The organism is Flavobacterium fluviatile (assembly GCF_010645065.1).
Classification (GTDB): Bacteria; Bacteroidota; Bacteroidia; order Flavobacteriales; family Flavobacteriaceae; genus Flavobacterium; species Flavobacterium fluviatile.
Map to the genome: position 1 here is coordinate 754,480 of NZ_JAADZW010000001.1, position 24,742 is coordinate 779,221.

18 protein-coding genes and 1 tRNA gene are annotated in these 24,742 nt (G+C 35.4%); 13 read left to right on the forward strand and 6 right to left on the reverse strand.

The window, feature by feature from the left end:
• Positions 1-287: 287 nt before the first annotated feature.
• The 10 genes from GXM17_RS02735 (at position 288) to GXM17_RS02780 (ending at position 12,834) form a co-directional block, all read left to right on the forward strand.
• Positions 288-491, forward strand: coding sequence for a type II toxin-antitoxin system Y4mF family antitoxin (locus tag GXM17_RS02735; protein ID WP_163397744.1), 204 nt, complete (start codon positions 288-290; stop codon positions 489-491).
• Positions 491-823 carry a HipA N-terminal domain-containing protein gene (locus tag GXM17_RS02740; RefSeq protein WP_163397745.1) on the forward strand — a complete coding sequence of 111 codons (333 nt, stop codon included), beginning with the start codon at positions 491-493 and terminating at the stop codon, positions 821-823. Before GXM17_RS02735 ends, GXM17_RS02740 begins: the two co-directional genes overlap by 1 nt.
• The gene (locus GXM17_RS02745) at positions 816-1,742 is read left to right on the forward strand and encodes a HipA domain-containing protein (RefSeq protein ID WP_163397746.1); all 927 of its coding nucleotides are present in this window, start codon (positions 816-818) and stop codon (positions 1,740-1,742) included. Before GXM17_RS02740 ends, GXM17_RS02745 begins: the two co-directional genes overlap by 8 nt.
• A 107-nt stretch (positions 1,743-1,849) precedes the next feature.
• Positions 1,850-2,047: a helix-turn-helix transcriptional regulator gene (locus GXM17_RS02750; protein WP_163397747.1), complete on the forward strand. Its 198-nt coding sequence runs from the start codon at positions 1,850-1,852 to the stop codon at positions 2,045-2,047.
• An 18-nt stretch (positions 2,048-2,065) separates the two neighbouring features.
• On the forward strand, positions 2,066-4,417 hold the full coding sequence (locus tag GXM17_RS02755; protein WP_163397748.1) for a type I restriction-modification system subunit M: 2,352 nt from the start codon (positions 2,066-2,068) through the stop codon (positions 4,415-4,417).
• A 3-nt stretch (positions 4,418-4,420) separates the two neighbouring features.
• A complete protein-coding gene (locus tag GXM17_RS02760; protein ID WP_163397749.1) occupies positions 4,421-5,722 on the forward strand; it encodes a restriction endonuclease subunit S in 1,302 nt (433 codons plus the stop codon).
• Positions 5,723-5,759: 37 nt separating this feature from the next.
• On the forward strand, positions 5,760-6,476 hold the full coding sequence (locus GXM17_RS21635) for a hypothetical protein (protein WP_208796407.1): 717 nt from the start codon (positions 5,760-5,762) through the stop codon (positions 6,474-6,476).
• Positions 6,473-7,900 (forward strand): DUF262 domain-containing protein, encoded by a 1,428-nt coding sequence (locus GXM17_RS02770; protein WP_163397750.1) that lies wholly within the window; start codon positions 6,473-6,475, stop codon positions 7,898-7,900. Before GXM17_RS21635 ends, GXM17_RS02770 begins: the two co-directional genes overlap by 4 nt.
• Positions 7,890-9,830: a DUF262 domain-containing protein gene (locus GXM17_RS02775; RefSeq protein WP_163397751.1), complete on the forward strand. Its 1,941-nt coding sequence runs from the start codon at positions 7,890-7,892 to the stop codon at positions 9,828-9,830. The genes GXM17_RS02770 and GXM17_RS02775 overlap by 11 nt, the downstream gene beginning before the upstream one ends.
• Positions 9,814-12,834 (forward strand): type I restriction endonuclease subunit R, encoded by a 3,021-nt coding sequence (locus GXM17_RS02780; RefSeq protein WP_163397752.1) that lies wholly within the window; start codon positions 9,814-9,816, stop codon positions 12,832-12,834. The genes GXM17_RS02775 and GXM17_RS02780 overlap by 17 nt, the downstream gene beginning before the upstream one ends.
• Positions 12,835-13,109: 275 nt before the next feature.
• On the opposite strand, the gene katG is transcribed toward GXM17_RS02780, so the two are convergent.
• Entirely contained in the window at positions 13,110-15,383 is a 2,274-nt protein-coding gene (gene katG / locus GXM17_RS02785) for a catalase/peroxidase HPI (protein ID WP_163397753.1), read from the reverse strand.
• A 561-nt stretch (positions 15,384-15,944) separates the two neighbouring features.
• On the opposite strand from katG, the gene GXM17_RS02790 reads away from it, so the two are divergent.
• Positions 15,945-17,000 carry a glycoside hydrolase family 130 protein gene (locus GXM17_RS02790; RefSeq protein WP_163397754.1) on the forward strand — a complete coding sequence of 352 codons (1,056 nt, stop codon included), beginning with the start codon at positions 15,945-15,947 and terminating at the stop codon, positions 16,998-17,000.
• 30 nt (positions 17,001-17,030) lie between these two features.
• On the opposite strand, the gene GXM17_RS02795 is transcribed toward GXM17_RS02790, so the two are convergent.
• Positions 17,031-17,420, reverse strand: coding sequence for a TonB-dependent receptor domain-containing protein (locus GXM17_RS02795; protein WP_341872898.1), 390 nt, complete (start codon positions 17,418-17,420; stop codon positions 17,031-17,033).
• A gap of 304 nt (positions 17,421-17,724) precedes the next feature.
• Here GXM17_RS02795 and GXM17_RS02800 point away from each other — a divergent pair, with 304 nt between their 5' ends.
• Entirely contained in the window at positions 17,725-19,254 is a 1,530-nt protein-coding gene (locus GXM17_RS02800) for an ArnT family glycosyltransferase (protein ID WP_163397755.1), read from the forward strand.
• A gap of 248 nt (positions 19,255-19,502) precedes the next feature.
• A tRNA-Met gene (locus GXM17_RS02805) sits at positions 19,503-19,575 on the forward strand.
• A gap of 273 nt (positions 19,576-19,848) precedes the next feature.
• Here GXM17_RS02805 and GXM17_RS02810 read toward each other — a convergent pair.
• The 4 genes from GXM17_RS02810 to egtB form a co-directional block, all read right to left on the reverse strand.
• Positions 19,849-20,514 carry an aspartate/glutamate racemase family protein gene (locus tag GXM17_RS02810; protein ID WP_163397756.1) on the reverse strand — a complete coding sequence of 222 codons (666 nt, stop codon included), beginning with the start codon at positions 20,512-20,514 and terminating at the stop codon, positions 19,849-19,851.
• Positions 20,514-21,506 (reverse strand): L-histidine N(alpha)-methyltransferase, encoded by a 993-nt coding sequence (locus GXM17_RS02815; protein WP_244307321.1) that lies wholly within the window; start codon positions 21,504-21,506, stop codon positions 20,514-20,516. Before GXM17_RS02815 ends, GXM17_RS02810 begins: the two co-directional genes overlap by 1 nt.
• 134 nt (positions 21,507-21,640) lie before the next feature.
• A complete protein-coding gene (locus GXM17_RS02820; RefSeq protein WP_163397757.1) occupies positions 21,641-22,996 on the reverse strand; it encodes a mercuric reductase in 1,356 nt (451 codons plus the stop codon).
• Between the two features lie 36 nt (positions 22,997-23,032).
• Entirely contained in the window at positions 23,033-24,172 is a 1,140-nt protein-coding gene (egtB, locus tag GXM17_RS02825; protein WP_163397758.1) for an ergothioneine biosynthesis protein EgtB, read from the reverse strand.
• Positions 24,173-24,742 lie beyond the last annotated feature (570 nt).

Consider the following 24,742-nt stretch of genomic DNA (forward strand, 5'->3'; position numbering starts at 1 on the left):
TTTGTCTATTAAAAATTTACACTATTTTTGTTAATTAAACAACTCCCATGAGTTTTGTTATCTCAATAAGGATCCTTTGTTTATTTGCGATAGTTTGCTTTAAAATGTACCATAATTGTACCATTAAACTAGAAAACCCTATTAAAATAAGGAATGTTAATTTCTGCATTGGAAAGTAAAATTCAGTATATCACTTTGGGTATAAAAATACTTTAATCTTAAATTTTATACCCGAAATGGTATCGTATTGAAATTTTACATACATTTATACCAGAAAAGGTATAGATATGGATTCAATACGATTATTTGTAAAACAAAAACGCAAAGAACTAAAACTCACCCAGGAAGATTTAGCGTTAAATGCGGGTGTAGGACTTCGTTTTGTGCGTGATTTGGAACAGGGAAAGAAAACACTTCGCTTAGATAAAGTGAATGATGTACTGGCATTGTTCGGAAAAGAAGTTGGTGTAATTGACAAAATCCGGGAATAATGGCGCGACAGGCAAAAATATATTTTCGGGATCAGTTAGCCGGTATATTGGCTGAGGGAGATAATGGGTATTCATTTCATTATGAGAAAGATTACCTGAATAGTTCCAATCCCAAAGCAATCAGTCTAACGTTACCGCTTTCAAAAAACACATATCATAACAAGGTGCTTTTTCCTTTTTTTGACGGTCTAATTCCCGAAGGCTGGTTGTTAGAAATTGGTGAAAAACACTGGAAACTCAACCCACGTGACCGTTTTGAATTATTAATCAATTTATGCAGGGATACTATTGGGGCTGTTTCTGTATATCCAATAGAAGAAGATCATGAGTAATTGTTTATTCTGCTATCAGCCTGTTGAAACAGCTGAATATCACGCTGCTTGCTCGAGGAAATTCTTTGGTACAACACAAGTTCCTGCATTGGAATTAGATCAGGAAAAGTTAAATCAACTGGCTCAAATTACGGTAAATGAACGATTGGCTTTAACGGGTGTTCAACCCAAAATATCGTTAAGCTTAAACGGTGAAAAAGGCAACAAGCGATTGACCTTAGTGGGTTTATGGGGCGAGTATATCTTAAAGCCACAATCTGTTGATTTTGCTTTTATGCCTGAGGTGGAAGACCTAACAATGCATTTGGCAAGATTATTTAAAATTGAAACGGCAGAACATGCGTTAATTCGGACTTCTGCAGGCGAGCTGGCATATATCACCAAACGTTTTGACCGGGCAAAGGACAAGAAAATGCACGTTGAAGATTTGTGTCAGTTATCAGAATTGCTCACAGAACAAAAATACAAAAGCTCTTACGAACGTGTGGGTCAGATCATCAGGCAATATGCGACCAACTCGGGGCTGGATGCTATTAAATATTTTAGATTGGTCTTATTTTCTTTTGTAACAGGAAACAACGATATGCACCTGAAAAACTTTTCGCTGATGCATACCGATAAAGGTATTTTGTTTTCACCAGCTTATGATTTATTGAATGTAAACCTCATTTATCCAGACGATAAAGAGGATTTGGCTTTGACCTTAGGTGGTCGGAAAAGAAAGATAAAAGGTTCTGATTTTGACCAGTTTGCCATGAGTTTAGGGCTTACAGCTATAGTTCGTGATAATATTTACAAAGACTTTTCAAAGCAGATTGATAAAGTTCAAAACTTTATTGAAAGCAGTTTTTTGACTGATGAGTACAAGGAAAGGTATGTGCAGATATTCGATCAAAAGTTGAAACAATTACAGTTTTAAAAGATGTTTTTCGAATAATATCGATCAGATAATTAATACACAATGTCTTTTGGTGATCCCAAAAAATCGATTATATTTAACACAAAATGTTAATACAATAACAGGATATGAAAATCAATCGATTAAAAATCGTTTTAGTTGAAAAAGAAAAAACCAATAAATGGCTCGCTGAGCAATTGGGCAAAAGCGAAGTGACTGTTTCCCGTTGGTGTACTAATGAGGTGCAACCACCATTGGAAACCATGCTTAAAATTGCAGTCCTATTAGAAATTGACATCAAAGAATTATTGAATTCATCAAAATAAATTAAACAAAAAATAATCGTGAATCACGCTGTACACAATAAACTCGTCTCCTTCATCTGGAGTATTGCCGATGACTGTCTTAGGGACGTTTATGTAAGAGGAAAATATAGAGATGTTATTCTACCAATGGTAGTTTTGAGAAGATTAGATGCCCTATTGGAGCCTACCAAACAACATGTTTTGGAAGAGGTAGAGTTCCAGAAAAATACGATGAAGTTTACCGATTGGGATGACAAAGGAATGACCGCTGCTTCTAAATATGTTTTCTACAACACCAGCGAATGGACATTGCAAAGCCTGCATGCCAACGCTACCAATAGTCAGCAGATTTTATTAGGAAATTTTGAAGAATATCTGAATGGTTTCAGTGCCAATGTACAGGAAATTATCAATATGTTTAAGCTTCGTGCGCAGATCAAGCACATGGCCAACAAAGATGTATTGTTAGATGTATTGGAAAAATTTACGTCTCCTGATATAAACCTGACACCTTTTGAAAAGCTGGATTCGGGCGGAAGAAAACTGCCTGCTTTGACGAATCTGGGAATGGGTTATGTGTTTGAAGAGCTGATCCGTAAATTCAATGAAGAGAATAACGAGGAAGCGGGAGAACACTACACGCCGAGAGAAGTGATTGACCTGATGACGCATATGGTTTTTGAGCCGATTAAAAACCAGATTCCATCCGTGATTACGATTTATGATCCTGCCTGCGGAACGGGTGGGATGCTGACGGAGTCTGAAAATTTCATCACCGATCCCGAGGGAGAAATCAAAGCGACCAATACTTCTGTGTATATGTTTGGGAAAGAAGTGAATGATGAAACCTACGCTATCTGTAAATCGGATATGATGATTAAAGGCAAAGATCCCGAGCATATCAAGGTGGGATCTACACTTTCTACTGATGAATTTGCAGGCACAAAGTTCGACTTTATGCTCTCTAATCCGCCGTACGGAAAGAGCTGGGCGAGTGAGCAGAAATATATCAAAGACGGAAAAGATGTTATAGACAACCGTTTTAAAATTAAACTGAAAAACTATTGGGGCGAAGAAGAAGATGTGGATGCGGTACCGCGTTCAAGTGACGGACAATTGCTGTTCCTGATGGAGATGGTGGATAAAATGAAAGCCATTACCAGTAAAAATACCATTGGAAGCCGTATTGCTTCGGTACACAACGGTTCGAGTCTGTTTACCGGTGATGCCGGCGGTGGCGAGAGCAATATCAGGCGCTATATTATTGAAAATGATTTGCTCGATGTGATTATCCAGTTGCCGAATAATATTTTTTACAATACAGGCATTACCACCTACATCTGGATTCTGAGTAACAACAAACCCGCTAACCGAAAAGGAAAAGTACAGTTGATTGATGCCAGTGAAATGTATCAGAAGCTTAGAAAAAATCTGGGTAATAAAAACTGTGAGCTTACCAAACAGCACATTCAGGAGATTTTGAACTGTTATTTGGAATTAAATGAGATGAATAAAAAGGAAACCGGAAACATTGGCAGTAAGGTTTTTGAAAATGCCGATTTTGGTTATTACAAAGTAAATATCGAAAGACCGAAACGTCTGAAATCCCAATTTACAGCAGAAAAAATTGAAGTTTTGAAATGGGACAAAGCACAGCCTGATTTCAGTAAGGCTTTGTTTGAAAAGTATGGAATGGAAGTCTATACCGGACTGGAAAAACACAAAAAGGAAATAGAAGATGTTGCTGAAAAACAGGACCTAAATATCAATGCGAAACAGCTTGCAGCATTTCTAAAAAAGGAAACCTGGCAAAAGCAGGAAGCGTTGTACCAAACCGCAGTGCGCGTGATGGAAGTGTTGGGAACAGACGAATTTACCAATTTCAATGTTTTCACTATGAAAGTAGATGAAGTGCTGCAAGGTGACAAAACCAAACTGTCAGCTTCGGAGAAGAAACAGATTTTAGATAGTGTAAGCTGGTATGACGAGGAAGCGGATAAAGTGGTTAAGAAAACCGAAAAGCTGAGCGGACAAAAACTGGATTCACTATTGGAGTTTTTGGGCTGTACCGAAAAAGATCTGCCTTATTACGGATATTTTTCAACCAAAGCCAAAGGCGAATATACCATTTACGAAACCGAAAGTGATTTGCGTGACAGCGAAAGCATCCCACTGAAAGAAAATATACAGGATTATTTCCTGAGAGAAGTGCAGCCTTATACCGAAGAAAGCTGGATTGCCCTGGATTCTGTAAAGATTGGCTATGAGCTGAGCTTTAATAAATATTTTTACCAGCCGGCCCCTTTGCGTTCGTTGGAAGAAGTGACACAGGATATTTTGGCACTGGAACAGGAAGGCGACGGATTGCTGGCTGAAATCTTAAATTTTTAGACAATGCAGCGATACGAAAAATACAAAGACAGCGGCGTGGACTGGATTGGGGAAATTCCAGAGGGATGGGAAATCTTACCAGGTTTGAGTTTTATTTATGAAAATAAAGCAAAAAACAAAGGAATGATTAGAAATACTGTTTTGTCTTTAAGTTATGGTAAAATAAGAGTTAAAGCAGAAAGCGAACTTACTGGTTTAGTTCCTGAATCCTTTGAGACCTATCAATTGGTAAACGTAGGTGATTTGATATTCAGACCAACAGATTTGCAAAATGATATGGTTAGTTTACGAAGTTCAATTTCTGAATATCAAGGAATAATAACTAGCGCTTATTTAAATTTAAGATTTAGAGAAAACGCCGACCCTAAATTTTTCCACTACTTTTTCAGAAGCATCGATAATAATAAAATAATCTATGGTTTAGGCTCTGGGTTAAGACAAAACATAAGTTATTTAGATTTTAGAAGATTTAACTTTCCTTTTCCACCACTTCCCGAGCAAACCGCCATCGCCCAGTTTCTCGATGACAAAACCGCCAAAATAGACCAAACGATATGCATCAAGGAAAAAGAAATAGAACTGCTGAAAGAACGCCGCCAAATCCTCATCCAAAAGGCAGTTACCAAAGGTTTGGATGATACCGTAAAACTCAAAGACAGCGGTGTGGATTGGATAGGGGAAATTCCGGAGCATTGGGAGGTGAGGAAGTTGAAGTTTTGTTTAAGTTCAAAATTAAAATACGGAGCAAACGAATCTGGTGTTGATTATGATTTAGAATTGCCAAGATATGTTAGAATTACTGATTTTGGATTTGATGGAAAATTATCTGAGGACAAAAAGCTATCACTGACTTGGCAACAAGGAAAAGATTATTTACTTAAAGATGGTGATATTCTTTTTGCAAGAAGTGGTGCTACTGTGGGGAAAAGTTATCAATTCAAGACTTCAATGTCTTTCGAAAAGCATTATTCTTTTGCTGGATATTTGATTAAAGCAGAAGCGAATGAAGAAATTATACGTAGTGACTACTTGTATCTATACACCAATTCAAATTTATTTGATAATTGGAAATCTGCAATTTTCAATAAAGCTACCATCGAAAATATTGGAGCTGATAAATATTCGACGTTAAGCGTTGTTATACCACCTTTAAAAGAACAAGAAGAAATTCTTTTTGAATATAACTCAAAAAATGAAAAAATCGACAAAGCCATTTTGCTCAAGCAGCAGGAAATAGAAAAGCTGAAGGAGTATAAGACGGTGCTGATTGATAATGTGGTGACGGGGAAAGTGAAAATTAATTAATCTAGTGATGGAGAAGATCAAAGCAATTCAAAAAGTGGTGGAAGATTATTTTTACAATAATGCTTCTGTTTCTGTAGTTCCTGCAAAAGATTTAATGCCTTATTTCATCAAGGCGAATATCTTTTCTAAAGATGAGAAAAACGGTTTGCCCATCAGGAAAGTTTTACGAAAGTTAGATGAACGAAACGAACTGCATCTTTTACCCCATCTGATTGCTGAAAGAAAAACAAAAAACACGAATTGGTTTTTCGGTAGCATAAAAGGAACGCAGATACAACCCAAAACCGTGAAGAAGTACTTGCAAACTAGAGCTGAACCGCTTGAAAAAGCTGTTGCAAAAAATAGAGTTAACAGTGATGAAGCTTACATCTTAGCTATTTGCGATGAGATTTTGGGTTTAAAAGGTTTGCGCCAGCATCGTTTTGATTTTTTGAGAGGAGATTCAGGAACAAAACTTCCGGTTGATATTTATTATCCGACACTGAAATTGGCCATAGAGTATCGGGAAAAGCAACATACAGAAGCGGTCGCATTTTTTGATAAAAGAATGACTTCTTCCGGAATAAGCAGAGGTGAACAGAGAAAAAAATATGATGAATTAAGAAGGACGGAAATTCCCAAAAATGAATTGGAATTAATCGAGTTTGATTATTCGGAATTTGGGCATACGAAAGGGAAAAAGCTGTTGAGAAAGCGAAAAGAAGATGAGGGAATTATTAGAGAGAAATTGAAAAAGTATATAACGATAAAATGAGTGTACAAGTAGCAAGCTGCACGTTGCAAGAACTGTTGAACACCAATCAGCAAGTGATTCCCAACACAGGAATTGCAGGTCAACTCACAATTCCGGAATATCAGCGCCCTTACGTTTGGAGAGAAAAGCAAATTAACCGCTTATTGAATGACTTGATAGAATATCAAACCATTAAAGAGGATAATAAACCTATGTATTATTTGGGCAGTATTATTTTGCATCAAGATGGCAACCAACTCAAAATTATCGACGGACAACAAAGGTTAACCACATCACTTCTGCTTCAAAAGATAGTGGATCCGCATAAAAAGTCTGGTATTAGTTACTGTTCAGAAAAAAGTATTCGTAACATCCAATATAATTTATCTTACCTCAAAAGCATTCAAAATAAAGATGTTTTTGATTTTAGAGATAGTTCTGTTTTTGAGGAAATTGATTTTAACACTATCAATGTAACGTTGATTGTTACCGACACAGAAGATTTGGCTTACACTTTTTTTGAAACACAAAATACAGGTGGCGTCCGTTTAGATGGAAGTGATATTTTAAAAGCGCATCATCTCCGAGCTATTCCTGACAAAAAAAATATTAATTATCAAGCAAGAAGATGGGAAAGCATAGCCAGTAGTAAAGTTGAATATGTAGTACAACTTTTAACCAAAGTTCGGTTTTGGGATAATAGAAACTGGAAACGTTTTCCGTTTTATCGTGATAGCTCTGGAATCAAAAATGCCATTATCGACGAATATACTTTACAGACTACTAATAATGATGATGTTTCATACTATTACAGCGCTGTAAAAAACGAAAGCGGAAGATTATTGCAAATGCATGAAAGTGCCTATAAGCAACTTAAGCAACCCTTAGCAAATGGCAATAATACGCTAGATTATATTAATGATTACATCAGTCTGCAAAACCTCCTGTTTGGAAAGGTAAATGACCACCGAATAGACGATGCTTTTTATGATTTTAGAGACAACGTGCTTCACGGCGAAAACGGGACTTTGTTTTTAAAAGAATTATTTGAAATCGCAATGATTGCCTATGTGAGCAGATTTGGGTTTTTCCAACTATTTGAAGCTTCTTTATGGCTATATAGAATGATTTATTCTATTCGTGTTTCTATGGGTAGAAATGTGAGAGAAGACAGCATCTTTAAATTTGTATACGACCAGCAGTTTATCGACAACATTCTAGAGGTTTATACCACCACAGAACTGTTTAACTACTTAAAAAGGTTTAGCTATACACTAAGTACAGACTATTTAGAAACGAACTCTGTAAAAGGTAAACACATAGAAACCTTAAAATCTTATTTCGACAAAGTTGAAAATGTAGAAGAATACAAAAAGCATCCCAAATCATTTGATAAACACTTGATGATTGCTATTAACGATAAAATCAAAACGAATGCAAAGTAAATTTCAGACATCAATAGAAAGTTTAGCTACGCTGGATGGTTTTGATTTTTCCATTCCAACTTATCAGCGACCTTATGTTTGGGGTGATGAACAGTTAAAAAAATTACTGGATGATTTTTATACATCGTTCAAACAGTCCGATACATCCATTTATTATATGAGTACATTTCTTACTAAAGAAGAAAACCAGCATACGGAATTAATCGATGGTCAACAACGTTTTACCACACTTTGGCTAATTTCATTTGTGATAAGCCATCTTTGTCCGTCTTCTTCTATTTCAAAGTTCTTGAAAAAAGAAAATAATTTAAGACTTGGTTTTGAAATCAGAAAGGAGGTCAGTGAATTTTTAGAAGCCTTGCTAACAGATAGTTCAGTGGTTAATAAAGTTTATTCGGAAGATTACATCGTCAAATATCCTTACTTAAAAAATATAGCAAGGGCATTGGTTTTTATTAAAGGGTATTTGGAACAAAAACCCGATGAAGAAATAGAAGCTTTTGGTGACTTCATTTATCACAATGTAAAACTGATCAAAAATACCACTGCAATAGGAACCGATCTTAATCAACTGTTTTCCACTATCAACAGTGCAGGTATTCAGTTAGAACAGACAGATATCATCAAAGCTAATTTGCTGAATTTAATTGATGAAAAGGTACTCTTTAGTAGAATTTGGGAAACTTGTGAAGAGATGAATAATTTCTTTGAGAGAAATGCCAGAAGTTCTTTTCCAGCTTCCAATTGGAATTCGATTAATCTAAACAATTATATTGCATTTGATAAAAACCTTTTTAAATATGACAATAATTCAAAGGAAGAAGATAGAACAGTTTTATTTACAATTGACTCTCTCGTCATAAATTCTTTGGAACAATATAACCAACCTTCCAAAATTGTGGTTGATGAAAATAATAGGAAATCTGAAGAAGTATTTTGTCGTTCTATCATCAGTTTTGGACAACTCTTACTACATACCTACAGAATTCATTTAAAAAGAGAAAATCTACCTGATTTTGAAGTGACTTTTCACGTGAACAAACTGATTACTGTCTTTAAAAAGATGGAAGAAAGGAACAATCCTGATGAAATAAAAAGATTTTTTCATTTATTATGGGACGTTAGATATGTTTTTGACAAGTACATTATTAAATGGATTTCGGATGTAGACACAAAGTCGGAGTCATTAGAACTAATGAATTTTAATAGAAACCTGGATAGCTATTACAGTAGAAGTAAATATGAAAAGTCGGCAAGTTTGATGTTGCAAAGTGTGCTGTATTATACTGGAGATTATCTCCGTCAATATTGGCTTACGTCGTATTTAAACTATTTGATTGAAAAACACCAGAATTTAAATGCCAATAGTAAAGAACATTTACAGTACTTGGAACTCCTTGATAATATTTTTTCAACCACAGAAAATGTAAAAGATAAAGAATTGTCCTGGAAGTTGATGTCTGAAAATTATTATGAATTGGGACATATTGATATTAAAGTATATCTTGAACAAAGTTTGGGTACAAAATTTAAGCATTATTGGTTTCAAAAATTAGAGTACATTCTCTGGAAAAACTGGGAGTTTGAGAAAACAAAAGAGTTTGAAAGTTTTAGAGTAATGTCGCGAAACTCTGTGGAGCACATTTACCCACAAAATCCAGAAGAAGGAAGTAAGACACCAAAATTGGAAGATAAAAATATTTTAGATTCTTTTGGTAATTTGGTTTTATTAAGTGTTGCGCAAAACTCAGAGTATAGCAGAAAATCTTTTACAGAGAAAAAAGGAATGTTTTTTAATAAAGGTGGAGCATACGACACATTAAAATCTTATTATATCTTTAACAATGATAACTGGAATGCAACTAGAATAGAAGAACATAAAAATAAAATGATTGAGAAAATCATAAAGCATTATGAAAAGTCAAACTAACGAACTCGCTCTCGAAACCGCCATAGAAAAAGCACTCTGTGGCATTTCAACCGAAGATATTAAAAACACAGTTGCCGAGCCCATGGAAGTTTACGGTAGTAACGGTTATCAAATAGGCTATCCAGCAGATTTCAATCCCAAATATGCTTTGGATGAAGCACGTTTTTGGAATTTTTTGGAAAGTACGCAAAAAGATGAACTTGAAAAACTAAAACGCCAAAGCGACTGGAAAATAAAAATCCTCGGTCGCTATGATAAGTTGGTAAAGAAATATGGTATTCTCAGATTGTTGCGTAAAGGTTTAGCGGTAGATGATGCTCATTTTACGTTGTTTTATGTAGCGCCACTGCAAAACAGTAGTCAGGCGATTAAAGATAATTTTGAGCAAAACCAATTCAGTGTAACCAGACAATTGCGGTATTCCGCATCTAATCCTTTAGAGGAAATTGATATGGTGATTTTCATCAACGGTATTCCGATTTCCACCATCGAGCTAAAAAATCATTGGACAGGACAGAATGCGAAAGTTCACGGTATTAATCAGTATAAATTTAAAAGAGATTCAACACAACCGCTGTTAAACTTTGGAAGATGTATTGTTCATTTTGCTGTAGATACTGATGAAATTTATATGACCACCAAACTGGATGGCGCCAAGACTTTCTTTTTGCCTTTCAATCTCGGAGATAATTATGGTAAAGGCAATCCGCCCAATGCGTTTGGTCATAAGACCGCTTATTTCTGGCAGGATATTTTGAAGCGGGAAAGTATTGCCAATATCATTCAGCATTTTGTACGTTTTGATGGAGGAGAAAATGATGCTTTGAGCAAGAAGACTTTGTTTTTTCCTCGTTATCATCAGTTGGATGTGGTGCGGAGGTTGCTGAAAGATACTGCACAAAACGGAGCAGGAAAAACCTATCTCATTCAGCACAGTGCGGGTTCGGGTAAATCCAATTCAATTACCTGGCTAGCTTACCAATTAATAGAAGCTTATCCCGAAAATGAAGTAGTGGCAGGAAATAAACTGGTGAACCAGCCTTTATTTGATTCAGTAATTGTCGTAACCGACCGTAGATTACTGGATAAACAATTGCGAGATAATATTAAAGAGTTTTCTGAAGTTAAAAACATTGTAGCTCCAGCGTATAAGTCTTCTGATTTAAAATCGGCTTTAGAAAATGGGAAAAGAATTATCATTACTACTATTCAGAAATTCCCTTTTATCATTGATGGTATTGCCGATATGAGTAATAAGCAATTTGCAGTAATTATTGACGAAGCTCACAGTTCCCAATCTGGAACATCAGCTGATAAACTTAATGAAGCCATAGGGAACAAAGGTGACGAGGCGGACAGCGAAGATTATCAGGATATGATGCTTCAAGCAATGCACGCAAGAAAAATGACCAAGAATGCTTCTTACTTTGCTTTTACGGCGACACCTAAAAACGCAACATTAGAGAAGTTTGGAGTGAAGCAGGAAGATGGTTCTTTTAAACCTTTTCATCTGTACTCTATGAAACAGGCGATAGAGGAAGGGTTTATTCTGGATGTTTTGGCTAACTATACGACTTACAAAAGTTATTATGAACTGGAAAAATCGATAGAAGACAATCCGTTGTTTGATACTTCTAAAGCTCAGAAAAAGCTGAAAGCGTATGTAGAGAAGCATAAACAAACTATCGGTACAAAAGCAGAGATTATGCTTGATCATTTTACCAGTGCAGTAGTCAATCAGAAAAAACTGAATGGCAAAGCCAAAGCAATGGTAGTGACACAAAGTATCGAATCTGCCATCCGCTATTATCAGGCTTTGAATGAGTTGTTGAATAAAAGAGGAAATCCTTTTAAAATTTTGATTGCCTTTTCGGGTGAAAAAGAAATCGGTGGCATTAAATACACCGAAGCGCAAATGAATGGTTTTTCTGAAAGTGAAACCAAAGATAAATTTGACGAAGACGAATACAGAATGCTTGTAGTGGCGAACAAATACTTGACAGGATTTGACCAGCCAAAACTTTCGGCAATGTATGTAGATAAAAAATTGCAAGGTGTACTGGCAGTACAAACTTTGTCACGACTAAATCGCTCTGCTAATAAACTGAATAAAAAAACTGAAGATTTGTTCGTGTTAGATTTCTTTAATACTATAGAAGATATTCAAAAATCTTTTGATCCATTTTATACAGCAACCAGCCTGAGTGGTGCAACGGATATTAATGTACTACACGAGTTGAAAGACAGTCTGGACGATTCTGGAATTTATGAACAGTCGGAAGTTGATGATTTTAATGAAAAATACTTTAAAGGTACAGATGCACAATTGTTAAGTCCGATTATAGATGAAGCCGCCAAAAGATTTGCCGACGAGCTGGATTTGGATGATAAACAAAAAGCAGATTATAAAATCAAGGCAAAGCAGTTTGTAAAGATTTATGGACAGGTTGCTGCAATCTTACCTTATGAAATATTGGCTTGGGAAAAACTTTTTTGGTTTTTGAAATTTTTAATTCCTAAAATGATAGTTAAAGATGCGCAAGCTGATTTATTGGATGAATTGCTGGAATCCGTTGACCTTTCGACCTATGGTTTAGAGAGAACAAAATTAAATGTTTCTATCCCTCTAGATGATGAGGAAACAGAGTTAAGCCCTCAAAACCCTAATGCCAGAGGTGCACATGGGGAAGAAGAAAAAGATGAATTAGAAGCTATCATTAATGGATTTAATGAGAGATGGTTTCAGGGCTGGGAAGCTACACCGGAAGATCAAAGGATAAAGTTTATTTCGGTAATAAAATCTGTACAAGCACATCCGGATTTTGAGAGCAAGTATGCGCAAAATCATGATGAACAAAACCGGGAACTGGCACTCAAGAAAATGTTGGATGATGAAATGTCCAGAAGAAGAAAAGTAGAATTAGAGCTGTATAAGCTATATGCACAAGATTCATCATTTTACCAAGCTTTTTTTAATACCATAAAGCAAGGGGTTAATCTTTAGCAGAAAAAAAACACTCCTGTAATCGGTAAAATTAAAATATTGAAATCTTAAAAAAAAAATACAAATCATTGATTAACATCTAAATAAGTTTTTTTTCTTATTCATTTTGTAGTCATGTAGTTACGTTGTCGGTAAATTTTGCAATCTGTATAAGTACGTATGTTTGTTGAGTCATAAAAATTAGAAAGGAGAAATAACCGGAAAATTAGTAACGATCAAAAAAAGGGAACCAGAAAAAAATCTGGTTCCTTCTTTTAACGGAATATAAATACGGACTAAACTAAATCAAAACGATCCAGATTCATTACTTTATTCCATACAGCAATAAAGTCATTTATAAATTTTTCCTGTGCGTCACTGCTTGCATAAACTTCAGCAATGGCTCTTAATTCTGAATTAGATCCAAAAACAAGATCTGCACGGGTCCCAATCCATTTTGGCTGTCCGGTATTACGATCATTGCCGGCATAAAGTTCCTTATCATCTGATAAAGCCTGCCATTTTGTATTCATATCCAGTAAATTAATAAAGAAATCATTGGTAAGCTGACCCGGGCGATTTGTAAAAACACCATTTTTACTTCCGTCAGTATTGATATCCAATACGCGCAAACCTCCTAAAAGTACAGTTAGTTCAGGTGCTGTAAGAGTCAGTAAATTAGCTTTATCTATAAGAAGTTCCTCGGTAGAAACTGTTGATTTAGTGCTTCGATAATTACGGAATCCATCTGCTTTGGGTTCAAGATAACCGAAAGATTCAACATCTGTCTGTTCCTGAGAAGCATCCATTCTGCCCGGAGCAAAAGAAATATTTACTGAATATCCTGCATTCTTAACAGCCTTCTCCACTCCTGCATTACCGGCTAAAACAATTAAATCTGCTAACGAAACTTTTTTTCCATTTCCCTGTGCAGCATTAAATTCTGTCCGGATACTTTCAAGTTTGTCTAACACCTGTTTAAGCTGTCCCGGATTATTTACCTGCCAGTCTTTTTGAGGAGCCAGTCTGATGCGCCCCCCGTTTGCTCCTCCTCGCTTATCTGACCCTCTAAAAGTAGAAGCCGATGCCCATGAAGTCCCGACTAATTGTGAAATACTTAATCCTGAGCTTAGTATTTTTTCTTTCAATTGAATTACATCATTCTCATCAATCAAAGTATGGTTCACCTCAGGAATAGGATCCTGCCACAACAATTCTTCCTGAGGAACATCTGGACCAAGATAACGTGAACGAGGTCCCATATCCCTATGAGTCAGTTTAAACCACGCACGTGAAAATGCATCTGCAAAAGCATCCGGATTTTCCAGAAACCTGCGTGATATCTTTTCATAAACAGGATCAAATCTTAATGACAAGTCAGTAGTAAGCATTGTTGGCACATGTTTTTTGGAATTATCAAATGCATCCGGAATAATTGGCTCTGCATTTTTGGCTACCCACTGGTGTGCACCGGCAGGACTTTTAGAAAGTTCCCATTCAAAACCAAATAAATTTTCGAAGAAATTATTGCTCCATTGTGTTGGTGTTTTTGTCCATGTAACTTCCAGTCCGCTTGTAATAGTGTCAGGCCCTTTACCTGTACCAAAACTGTTATGCCATCCAAAGCCCTGTAATTCTATACCTGAAGCTTCCGGCTCTTTATCAACATGATCTGATGGGGCAGCTCCATGCGTTTTTCCAAATGTATGTCCGCCTGCAATTAATGCTACAGTTTCTTCATCATCCATTGCCATACGGCCGAAAGTATCCCGAATGTCTTTGGCTGCCAGAATAGGATCAGGATTACCATCCGGTCCCTCGGGATTTACATAAATAAGACCCATTTGTACTGCTGCAAGGGGTTTTTCCAGATTTCTGGAATGAATGTTACCATCTGCATCATCATCAGAGGAAACTACACCATGCTCTTTTGGCACTCCCTCAGAACCGTCAGCATAACGTTCATCTCCCCCAAGCCAGGTAGTTTCAGAACCCCAATAAACAGATTCGTCAGGTTCCCAAACATCTGCACGTCCACCGGCAAAACCAAATGTCTTAAACCCCATTGACTCCAGGGCAACATTTCCGGTTAATATCATTAAATCAGCCCAGGATATTTTTCTTCCATATTTTTGTTTAATTGGCCACAAAAGTCTTCTGGCTTTATCAAGGCTCACATTATCAGGCCAGCTGTTAAGCGGAGCAAAACGCTGCTGTCCTGCACCGGCTCCACCACGACCATCATGTATGCGATACGTTCCGGCACTGTGCCATGCCATTCGGATAAATAAACCTCCGTAGTGACCAAAATCAGCCGGCCACCAGTCCTGAGAATCTGTCATCAGGTCATGTAAATCCTTTTTTACAGCTTCAAGATCAAGACTCTTAAAAGCTTCAGCATAATCAAAATCATTTCCCATAGGGTCTGACAACGGCGAATTCTGTCTAAGAATGCTTATCTTTAATTGGTTTGGCCACCAGTCCCGGTTTTTGGTACCTGAGGCAGCCGCTTTGTCCATACTGCCATTATGAAAAGGGCATTTGCTAATGTCATTAGATTGATTTTCCATATTTTACTTTTTTGATTTATCATTTAACGGATTACTAAATTACGAACACAATAATAAAACACTATGTATGATCTATATTATATCAATCTACTTTCATAGACAAAATCTATTACTGAAAAAGATTAAAATAAACACAAATCAGAAAATTAACTGTAAAATGCATCCAATAAATAGGAAAGATACAAAATATTTATTTTTTTTTATATAACTGATATTCATTAAATTACACTAAAAATACACATTGTTCTAACATAAAAAATTTACTCGTTTTTTATATTTAGTATTTTAACGAAATTGTAGCCTGATGAGAAACAAAGCGAATGTTAATATGTCTCCCTAATATTTTTTAAAAAATCAATTTTTTTATATACACTCTCTTAGTAGTATATTAATATAAAAATTTGTATATCAGACTAATAAAGTCAATTTTACAAATATTAAAATATTATAATCTGTAATCTCTATTATATAAATATTTAAAAAGTTAAAATAGCTTTCTTTATAAATTATTCAAGTAAATATCAGACCCGTTAATTGAACCACAAAAATAACAATCTTATTATGAGCGATATAGCACACAGATTTCCTGAAAATCCAATATTGATGCCTAAAGATCTAAAGTCCAGCACTCCTGACCTGCAAATTATCAGTCTATTAAATCCGGGTGTTTTTGTCTTTGAAAACAAAACCTGGCTTTTAGTGCGGGTAGCTGAGAGCATTGCGCAAAAGGAAGGTGTTATATTTTTTCCTGTCATTAATGAACTCGGAAAAGTAGAAATTATTGAAATCCCCTTAAATGATCCTGATCTTGTAGCTACGGATGCGCGAATTGTGCAATATAAAGGTCTTGATTATTTAACTACGCTTTCACATTTACGTATTCTGTGCAGTGACGATGCAATACATTTTTATGAACCTGAAGGTAATAGTTCTTTATTTGGTTCTGGTACGCTGGAACAATTTGGTATAGAAGATGCGCGGGTCAGCAAGTTAGAAAACACTTATTATATCACCTATACTGCGGTTTCTGCTAATGGTGTTGGCGTTGGGTTACGTACTACCACGGACTGGAAAAATTTTGCACCAAAAGGCATGATATTTCCTCCGCACAATAAAGACTGTGCGATTTTTGAAGAAAAAATAAATGGCAAGTTCTACGCTCTTCATCGTCCATCAAGTCCGCAGATTGGAGGCAATTTTATTTGGTTAGCCGAATCTCTTGACGGTGTACATTGGGGAAATCACCAATTTCTTGTTGGAACCAGAAAAGGACATTGGGACAGTGGCAGGGTCGGTGCCGGTGCAGCACCTATTAAAACAGCTAAAGGATGGCTGGAAATTTACCACGGCGCTAATGCTGAACACCAATATTGTCTTGGTGCGTTTCTAATGGATTTAAATGATCCTTCAAAAGTAATTGCGCGTACCTTAGAACCGATTATGATGCCTCAGGAAAATTATGAATTGAGTGGTTTTTTTGGGTATGTGGTCTTTACTAACGGGCATGTCGTAGAAGGAGACAAACTTACTATTTATTATGGAGCAGCAGATGAATTTGTCTGCGGTGCCTATTTTTCGATTGCAGAAATTTTGTCTTACCTAATTTATGAACCCTGATTTTAGTATTCTTTTACTCACTGATAACAATTAGAACTTAAACGTCAGACTTCCCAAAACAGTTGTAGGTGCCTGAGGTGCTCCCCATGTACTCCAATATCTTTCATTAGTTAAATTGTCTATCTTAAGACCAACTCTCCATGTTGGCTGCTTGTAAAACACTATCGCACCATAAATAGTATAAGATGGAATATAAAAGGTATTAGCAGTCGTCAAATAACTTTCATCTACATAATTTGCACCAAATCCTGCACCTAAACCTTTTAACTTATTTTGAAGTTTATAAGATGCCCAAAAATTCACTACGTGTTCAGGAGCATCTTGCGCTTTATTTCCTTCTATAGCTTTATTAGCACCACTTGTTTTTTCGATGCGGTTATCATTATAGGCATAACCTGCTGTAATATCTAATCCAGGAATTGGATTTGCTAAAAATTCAAATTCAACTACCCTACCAAAATACTTGCTCTTATTGTTTGTCTTTTTGCTGTAACCTTACCGGTTACAGGACTATTAATCTGGCTGGGTAAGAAGAAAAAATGAAAAAAAATAAATATTACTCATTTAGTAATTTTCATGTCAGACAGAACTTCGGATAAGTCGGGGGTTCTTATTTTTTTATATTCTCCGTTTTCTTTAAAATAGTAAGTCTGTCTAATATAAATTATATCTTAGCTATGACTTTAAAGCTATTAAACCGGCCAACAATTTAAAGACAAAACAGATGAGTAAAAAAACTACAATTTTAATAGGTTTCATCATTTTAAAATTTGTTTTACAATATGCCCTGTATAATCCTGAATATGATTTACAGCGTGATGAATATTTACATTTAGATCAGGCAAATCATTTAGCCTGGGGATATTTATCTGTGCCTCCGGTAACCTCCTGGTTTTCTTATTTCATTCTATTGCTTGGAAATTCTGTTTTCTGGGTCAAGTTCTTCCCTGCTCTATTTGGTGCTTTAACATTGGTAATCGTATGGAAGACCATTGAAATTCTCAAAGGAAACTTATCTGCCTTAATCTTAGGATCAGTTTGTGTTTTGTTTTCATGCCTGCTGCGAATCAATATGCTTTACCAGCCTAATTCCTTGGATATTTTATGCTGGACAGCTTTTTATTGTGCAATAATTCAATATATCAAAAGCGAAAAAACAAAATGGTTCTATATAGCGGCCATCGTTTTTGCCTTTGGTTTTTTAAACAAATACAACATCCTGTTTTTGCTTATTGGTCTGTTGCCTGCCGTTTTACTTTCCAGGCAAAGAAAAATGCTGGCTAAAAGGGAACTTTATTTAGCTATAATTTTAGGATTCATTTTGATTGTACCAAATCTTTTATGGCAATACAACAATCAATTTCCTGTAATACATCATATGAAACAACTGGCAGAAACACAATTAGTGAATGTAGATCGCATTAGCTTTCTAAAAGAACAACTACTGTTTTTTATTGGTTCTTTTTTCGTGATAATTGTCGCTTTATATGCCTTATTATTTTACAAACCATTTGAGAAATACAGATTTTTCTTTGCTTCAATATTTTTTACACTTATTGTTTTTTTATACTTTAAGGCAAAAGGGTATTATGCGATTGGTCTATACCCCATTTATATTGCTTTTGGTTCAGTTTTCTTAGCTGAAATTTTAAAAAAAGGCTGGAAACGTTTTCTAATGCCAGTATTCACCATCATTCCGATATTGTTTTTTATTCCGATATACGATCTTGCCTTTCCAAATAAAAGTCCTGAAAATATTGCCAGCCATCCCGAAAAATATAAAAAACTCGGACTGCTTCGCTGGGAAGACGGAAAAGATCATGAACTGCCACAGGATTTTGCCGATATGCTGGGCTGGAAAGAACTTGCCCCTAAAATAGATTCCGTTTATGCTTTATTACCCAATTCTGAAAAAACACTTATTCTTTGTGATAATTACGGACAGGCCGGAGCCATTAATTATTATACCAAAAAAGGAATCAAGGCGGTTTCATTCAATGCAGATTATGTAAATTGGTTTGATCTCGATGTCCCATACAAAAACCTTATCAGAGTAAAGGAATATCAAAAAAACAGTACTGAATTGAATGAAACCGGTCCCTACTTTAAGTCTTCAGCTATTGGCGGTGAAATAACCAATAAGTTTGCGAGGGAATACAAAACCGTAATTTTTGTTTTTACGGAAGCAAAAATCAACATTAATAAAAGGATCGAAAACGAAATTAAAGAAGCAAAAGACTTCAGTAAAAGTTAATCTTCAAGTTTTTTGAATATTAAAAAATAACTGAAATAAACACCATAGAAAACCAAATGTGATGCCGATTTATAAGATGTTATTTTTTTATACTTTTAGAATTTTCGGCAGATGATTTATAAACATCAATTTTAGTTTCCTTAAACAGCTATATGTTAACAGGTTATTAAACTTTATAACTTTTACTAAATTTTTCAGGATTTTCTTTGGATAAACGTATTTAGTGCGTATCTTTGCACCCGAAACATCGCGGGATAGAGCAGTAGGCAGCTCGTCGGGCTCATAACCCGAAGGTCACAGGTTCGAGTCCTGTTCCCGCTACTGAATATGACCCATCAAAATTTTGATGGGTTTTTTGTTTTTTAATACTCGGCTGAATCCTTGTAAACGTTGAGATTAAACTAAAAACTTGGTTAACCTATTAGTTAGATATTGTCTTTTTTCTGCCCTAATTGACAATTCTTCCGAAAAGACTAAATTTTGAATCCTTATTTTTAGTCTCAATATCTCCTTTTCTCCAGTATCTAATGATTTTATCATCAACTGTTTAATTTGAAAAGTTATTTTAAAGAATATTGATTGAGGCTTGACGTACTAAGTAATATTGTCAACAGCGGTTTGAATTTGAATCCGGGCCATGTCAAAAACGTTTTTATTAGTGGTAGTACATGCTATTGATAATTCTGTACAGGCCAGTACCACAGCATGATTTACACTGTATTTTTTGATGATAGCGGCATAGTCTTTCATCAGCTGCTTACTCTCTGTTTCCCAATAAATATTTTTACGGGTTTCCTCCATTACGAGGCGGTCTTGTGTAGCAGGAAGCACAACTGAAATATTTGCATCATGAAATGCAGTTTTTAAATACTCTGATTCCATCGTATACAATGAACCCATTAAAACGACTTCGTTAAAACCTATTTCTTTGAGTTTGGATATGGTGAGATGCACAGGATGAATAATTTTCGGTAACATACTAAGCTTATCAATGGTTTCATGCAGGGTTATATTGGGAACTAAAACAGCATCTGCATTCAAGTGTAACAATTCTGCCAAATAACTCTCCAACAATACTTTAATCTTGTCGGAAGGTTCAGGCAACAAGATATTGAGGTCATGAAAATTAGTATTCCATAATATAAAAGGACAGGTGCTGTATCCCGCTTTCTTTTTGTGATAGAGGCGATTGAGTTCTTTAATATAAAAAAGGGTCGAACGGCTACCCAATCCCAGTATGCCCAGAGCTTGTATTTTCATTATAAATGTTCAAGTACGTAATTAGCAAAATACTTTTTACGATCCATAATTCTGTCCTTTATGACAAACGCTGTCTTTTTTAAAATTTTATCTAAAATTTTATCGTTGTATTTTCTCGAAATTTCAGTTAAAATTTTCTCGCCTTTAGCAAAATGAAAAATCTTATTGAGTTTTTTTATAAATACATCCTGTTCTTTTGTACTTACTAAGAAACTAGTGGCAATGCCTTCCTTTTCATCGTATTCCGGTTGGTGTTTAAAATTTTCAATTTCAAAATCAGCATCCAGTTCCCTATTGATCCGTTCGAGCAAATTCAGGTTAAATGCAGCGGTAACTCCTTTGCTGTCATTATAAGCAGGCAAAACAATATCTGAAGATTTTATTAGATCTACACCTAAAAAAAACTTGTCGCCTAAATTTAAATTTTCGCTGAGATTAGCAATAAAGTCGGTAGCGACATCATCCGGCATATTGCCAATATTTGAACCTAAAAACAAGATTACTTTTGTATGTAAATTTTCTTTTAAAGATTCTAAAACTTCAAAATAATCTCCTTGTTTGGTTTTTACTTTAATATGAGGCATTTTCTGATTGAGATCTTTTTCCAGTTTGTCTAAAGCATTTTGCGAAATATCTACCGGAATGTAATCAAAATTGTAATTTTGTCGTGAGAGTTCCTGCAGCAGTTCTTTTGTTTTCATACCGTCACCAGCCCCGAGCTCTATCAGTTCAAAATAAGTATCTTTGTTTAATTGTAATGCATTAATTATGGAAGCGCTTTTCTCTTTGAAAATCTCATGCTCTGAACGCGTAACGTAATATTCAGGCAAATGCATAATTTCGACAAAAAGAGCGTCCCCTTTTTTATCATAAAAAAACTTTGAAGGCAAGGTCTTGAAAGACTTGTCTAATCCTTCATTAACTTCTTTTTTGAATTGTGCTAAGGTGTTTTTTGGGGATTCCATTTTATTTAAAACAACTGTCTCTTTCATAATTAAAGCTATTTATTATTTATTTTGCAAGTGATCCTAAAAATACGATAGGAACCTACGCCTGACGTTACACTATTTTCAAAAAAAATTGTGTTTAAATTATGTTATCTACTAAAGAAACAAAAATTACTTCCTTATTCATGAGTTAAATTTTCCAGCATCGTTGGGATAAGTTCGCTTACAGTGGGATGAATGTGTACGGAGTCCCTTAAAACAGTATAAGGCTTTTTAGCATACATCAAATTGGTAATACCATTTATGATTTCGTCTCCGCCCACTCCTAAGACACAAGCACCAAGAAACAGATTCGTTTTTGCATCGATTACTGCTTCCATAAAGCCCAGGGTTTCTGCTTTTTCTTTAGCACGGTTTACTTTGGTCATAGGCCGATAACCTACTACTATTTCATATCCTTTTTCGAGGGCTTCCTTCTTTGTCATTCCAATTCTGCCCAGCGGCGGATCTATAAATAATCCGTAAGTGGATATTCTATCGCTAATTTTCCGGTCCTTTTTCTTAAAAAGAAAACTTTCTACAATTTGAAAATCATTGTAGGCTGTATGTGTAAAGGCGCCCTCGCCATTGCAATCCCCAATGGCAAAAATACCTTCGACATTTGTTTGACAGTAATTGTTGACTTTTATATACTTTTTTTCATCCAATTTGATAGTGGTATGCTCCAACTGAAGCGTATCTGTATTAGGAACACGACCAATTGCAAGTAAAAGATGCGAGCCTTTTATTTCCTTAGCAGCTGTTTTCAGGGTAATGCCTCCTTTATTATTTTCTGTCACACTAATGTCTTTGGCATTCAAAACAAGATCAACACCCTCTGCCTTCATGATTTCAGCTACTACATCAGTCACTGTTTTATCTTCTCTGTGGATCAATCGTTTGTTCTTTTCTACAATAGTGACTTCACTGCCAAATCTTCTGAACATCTGAGCAAATTCTAAACCAATATAACTTCCGCCTATGATGATCAAATGTTTTGGAATATCAGTAATTTCCAGAATATTTTCATTGGTATAAAAAGGAATTTCCTGATATTCTTTTGGGATTACTGCCCTGGCTCCCACATTGATAAATATTTTTTTTGCAGTAAGGATTGTGTTTCCGGCTTTAATCTCATAATTACTCAAAAAATGAGCTTCACCATGAAATAATGAAATTTTTTCATTTCTTTTAATCGCTCTTTCGATATTGGTGCGGGATTCATTAACCAACAGATCCTTACGTGCCTTAATTTTTTTAAGATTGGCTTTTGTTCCTTTAGGAATTTCAACACCTAAATCATCTCCATGAAAAGCATCCCAGACCCTTCGCGCACTGGCAACATAAGCTTTGGTTGGGATACAGCCATTATTGACACATGTACCACCTAAAAAGCTCTTTTCAATAATGGCAACTGTTCCTTCTTTTGACAGGCTAAATGCCAAAGGAATACCTGCCTGTCCGCTTCCAATAATAATATAATCAAACTTTTTCATAGTATTTTTTTAAGAGATTGAGCTGATTTTAAAAAATCACTTTGCCAGTCGTAATCCTGAAAACTGCCAACGCATTGAAGCATGAAAAAAATTACGATAGGTGTTACGGCTATGTTGCTCCGGAGTTGCTGTCGAAGCGCCTCTTAAAACCATTTGGTTCACCATAAATTTTCCATTGTATTCTCCCAATGCTCCAGGAGCTTTACTAAAATTAGGATAAGGGAGATAAGCACTGTTTGTCCATTCCCAAACTTTCCCCCAGGAGAACTGACTGCTTGATATTTCCCATTCAAATTCTGTTGGTAATCGCATTCCTTTCCATTGTGCATAGGCAAAAGCTTCGTAATAGCTGAGGTGCATTACCGGTAAATCTGCTTCAATTTTCTTGAGTCCATTGAGATGATACACATACCATTCATTTTCTATTTTATGCCAATATAGTGGTGCCTGGATTTCATTTTCGCTGACCCAGCCCCAGCCTTCGTCATGCCAGTAATTAAAATTGCTGTAGCCGTCGTCTTGTATAAACTGTAAGTATTCCGCATTGGTTACTAATTTAGTTGAAATTTCAAAATCTGCCACATACACCTTATGTCTTCCTAATTCATTATCAAAACAGAAAGAAGGTCCCGCATGTCCAATTTCATATATCCCTGCTGCAATTTTCACAAAACTATTCTCCTGTTTTTCAGCAAGAGGTGAAAAATAATTACCATACTCAGGAAAAATTGGCTGTGTTCCTAACAGGTATTTTATATCATACACTAAAAGTTCCTGATGCTGTTCTTCATGATTGATTCCGATCTCAATAATATCAAGTATTTCCTGATTTAAGTCGTTCTTCATAAATAGTTCAACGGCGGCTGTAACGTAGCTCCTGTACGCATACACATCTTCAACAGACGGCCGTGTCATAAAACCTCTCGCTGGACGCTGCACTCTTTTTCCAACTGTATTGTAATAACTATTAAATAAATAAGAGAAATCAGGATGGTAAACTGTATAATCTGGGTTGTATTTTGTAAGTAAAAACTCTTCCCAAAACCAGGTAACATGGGCCAGATGCCATTTTGGAGGCGATGCAAAATCGCTGGGTTGTACGGAATAATCTTCTACAAGTAAGGGGGTACAAATTTGTTCTGTTCTTTGTCTGACCTTTAAGAAACGTGCTATCATATTATTAAATTACTGCTGTTTGCGAGTTTGTACTATACTCTAAGTTAGTAATTTAAAAAACAGAATACTTAATTTTAAGTAAAAAATAGTATTAATTTAATAATGCAAGACATTAATTTACCTTTTGTTTTGGATTTAAGCTGTATCATGAAAGGTTGCAGCGTAATTTTTTCAGCTGAGCATAATGTTTAGCCATTTCTTATTTCTGCTAAACAATCAAAGACCAGTAAAGAGGCATATTTATGTACTGGAAAATAAATTCCGGAAATTCTGAATTCGAAATTCATTCAAAACAATTTAGATTAAGAACTAATGTCTTGTTATCATTTCCCAGGCAAAATCGTCTTTACATTCCGGTACAAAACGGGCATAGGTACGGAATCTGTTTTTTAGTCGCGCAGTATTACCTTACTTTCTTTCCACAAAAAAAGCCCCAAAATAGTATCTGACTTTTTGAGGGCTGGTACAGTTAATTTTATTTTTAGTTCAAAAATTATAGATTTTATATTACTCTTAATTTTGTCTGTGAACTAACAGAAAAATCGAAAATTAAATCAATTTTTTAATACT

Coding starts and splice junctions, on each gene's coding strand:
- GXM17_RS02735 (WP_163397744.1), top strand. CDS start 288: ATGGATTCAATACGATTATTTGTAAAACAAAAACGCAAAGAACTAAAA.
- GXM17_RS02740 (WP_163397745.1), top strand. CDS start 491: ATGGCGCGACAGGCAAAAATATATTTTCGGGATCAGTTAGCCGGTATA.
- GXM17_RS02745 (WP_163397746.1), top strand. CDS start 816: ATGAGTAATTGTTTATTCTGCTATCAGCCTGTTGAAACAGCTGAATAT.
- GXM17_RS02750 (WP_163397747.1), top strand. CDS start 1,850: ATGAAAATCAATCGATTAAAAATCGTTTTAGTTGAAAAAGAAAAAACC.
- GXM17_RS02760 (WP_163397749.1), top strand. CDS start 4,421: ATGCAGCGATACGAAAAATACAAAGACAGCGGCGTGGACTGGATTGGG.
- GXM17_RS02770 (WP_163397750.1), top strand. CDS start 6,473: ATGAGTGTACAAGTAGCAAGCTGCACGTTGCAAGAACTGTTGAACACC.
- GXM17_RS02775 (WP_163397751.1), top strand. CDS start 7,890: ATGCAAAGTAAATTTCAGACATCAATAGAAAGTTTAGCTACGCTGGAT.
- GXM17_RS02780 (WP_163397752.1), top strand. CDS start 9,814: ATGAAAAGTCAAACTAACGAACTCGCTCTCGAAACCGCCATAGAAAAA.
- katG (WP_163397753.1), bottom strand. CDS start 15,383: ATGGAAAATCAATCTAATGACATTAGCAAATGCCCTTTTCATAATGGC.
- GXM17_RS02790 (WP_163397754.1), top strand. CDS start 15,945: ATGAGCGATATAGCACACAGATTTCCTGAAAATCCAATATTGATGCCT.
- GXM17_RS02800 (WP_163397755.1), top strand. CDS start 17,725: ATGAGTAAAAAAACTACAATTTTAATAGGTTTCATCATTTTAAAATTT.
- GXM17_RS02810 (WP_163397756.1), bottom strand. CDS start 20,514: ATGAAAATACAAGCTCTGGGCATACTGGGATTGGGTAGCCGTTCGACC.
- GXM17_RS02815 (WP_244307321.1), bottom strand. CDS start 21,506: ATGAAAGAGACAGTTGTTTTAAATAAAATGGAATCCCCAAAAAACACC.
- GXM17_RS02820 (WP_163397757.1), bottom strand. CDS start 22,996: ATGAAAAAGTTTGATTATATTATTATTGGAAGCGGACAGGCAGGTATT.
- egtB (WP_163397758.1), bottom strand. CDS start 24,172: ATGATAGCACGTTTCTTAAAGGTCAGACAAAGAACAGAACAAATTTGT.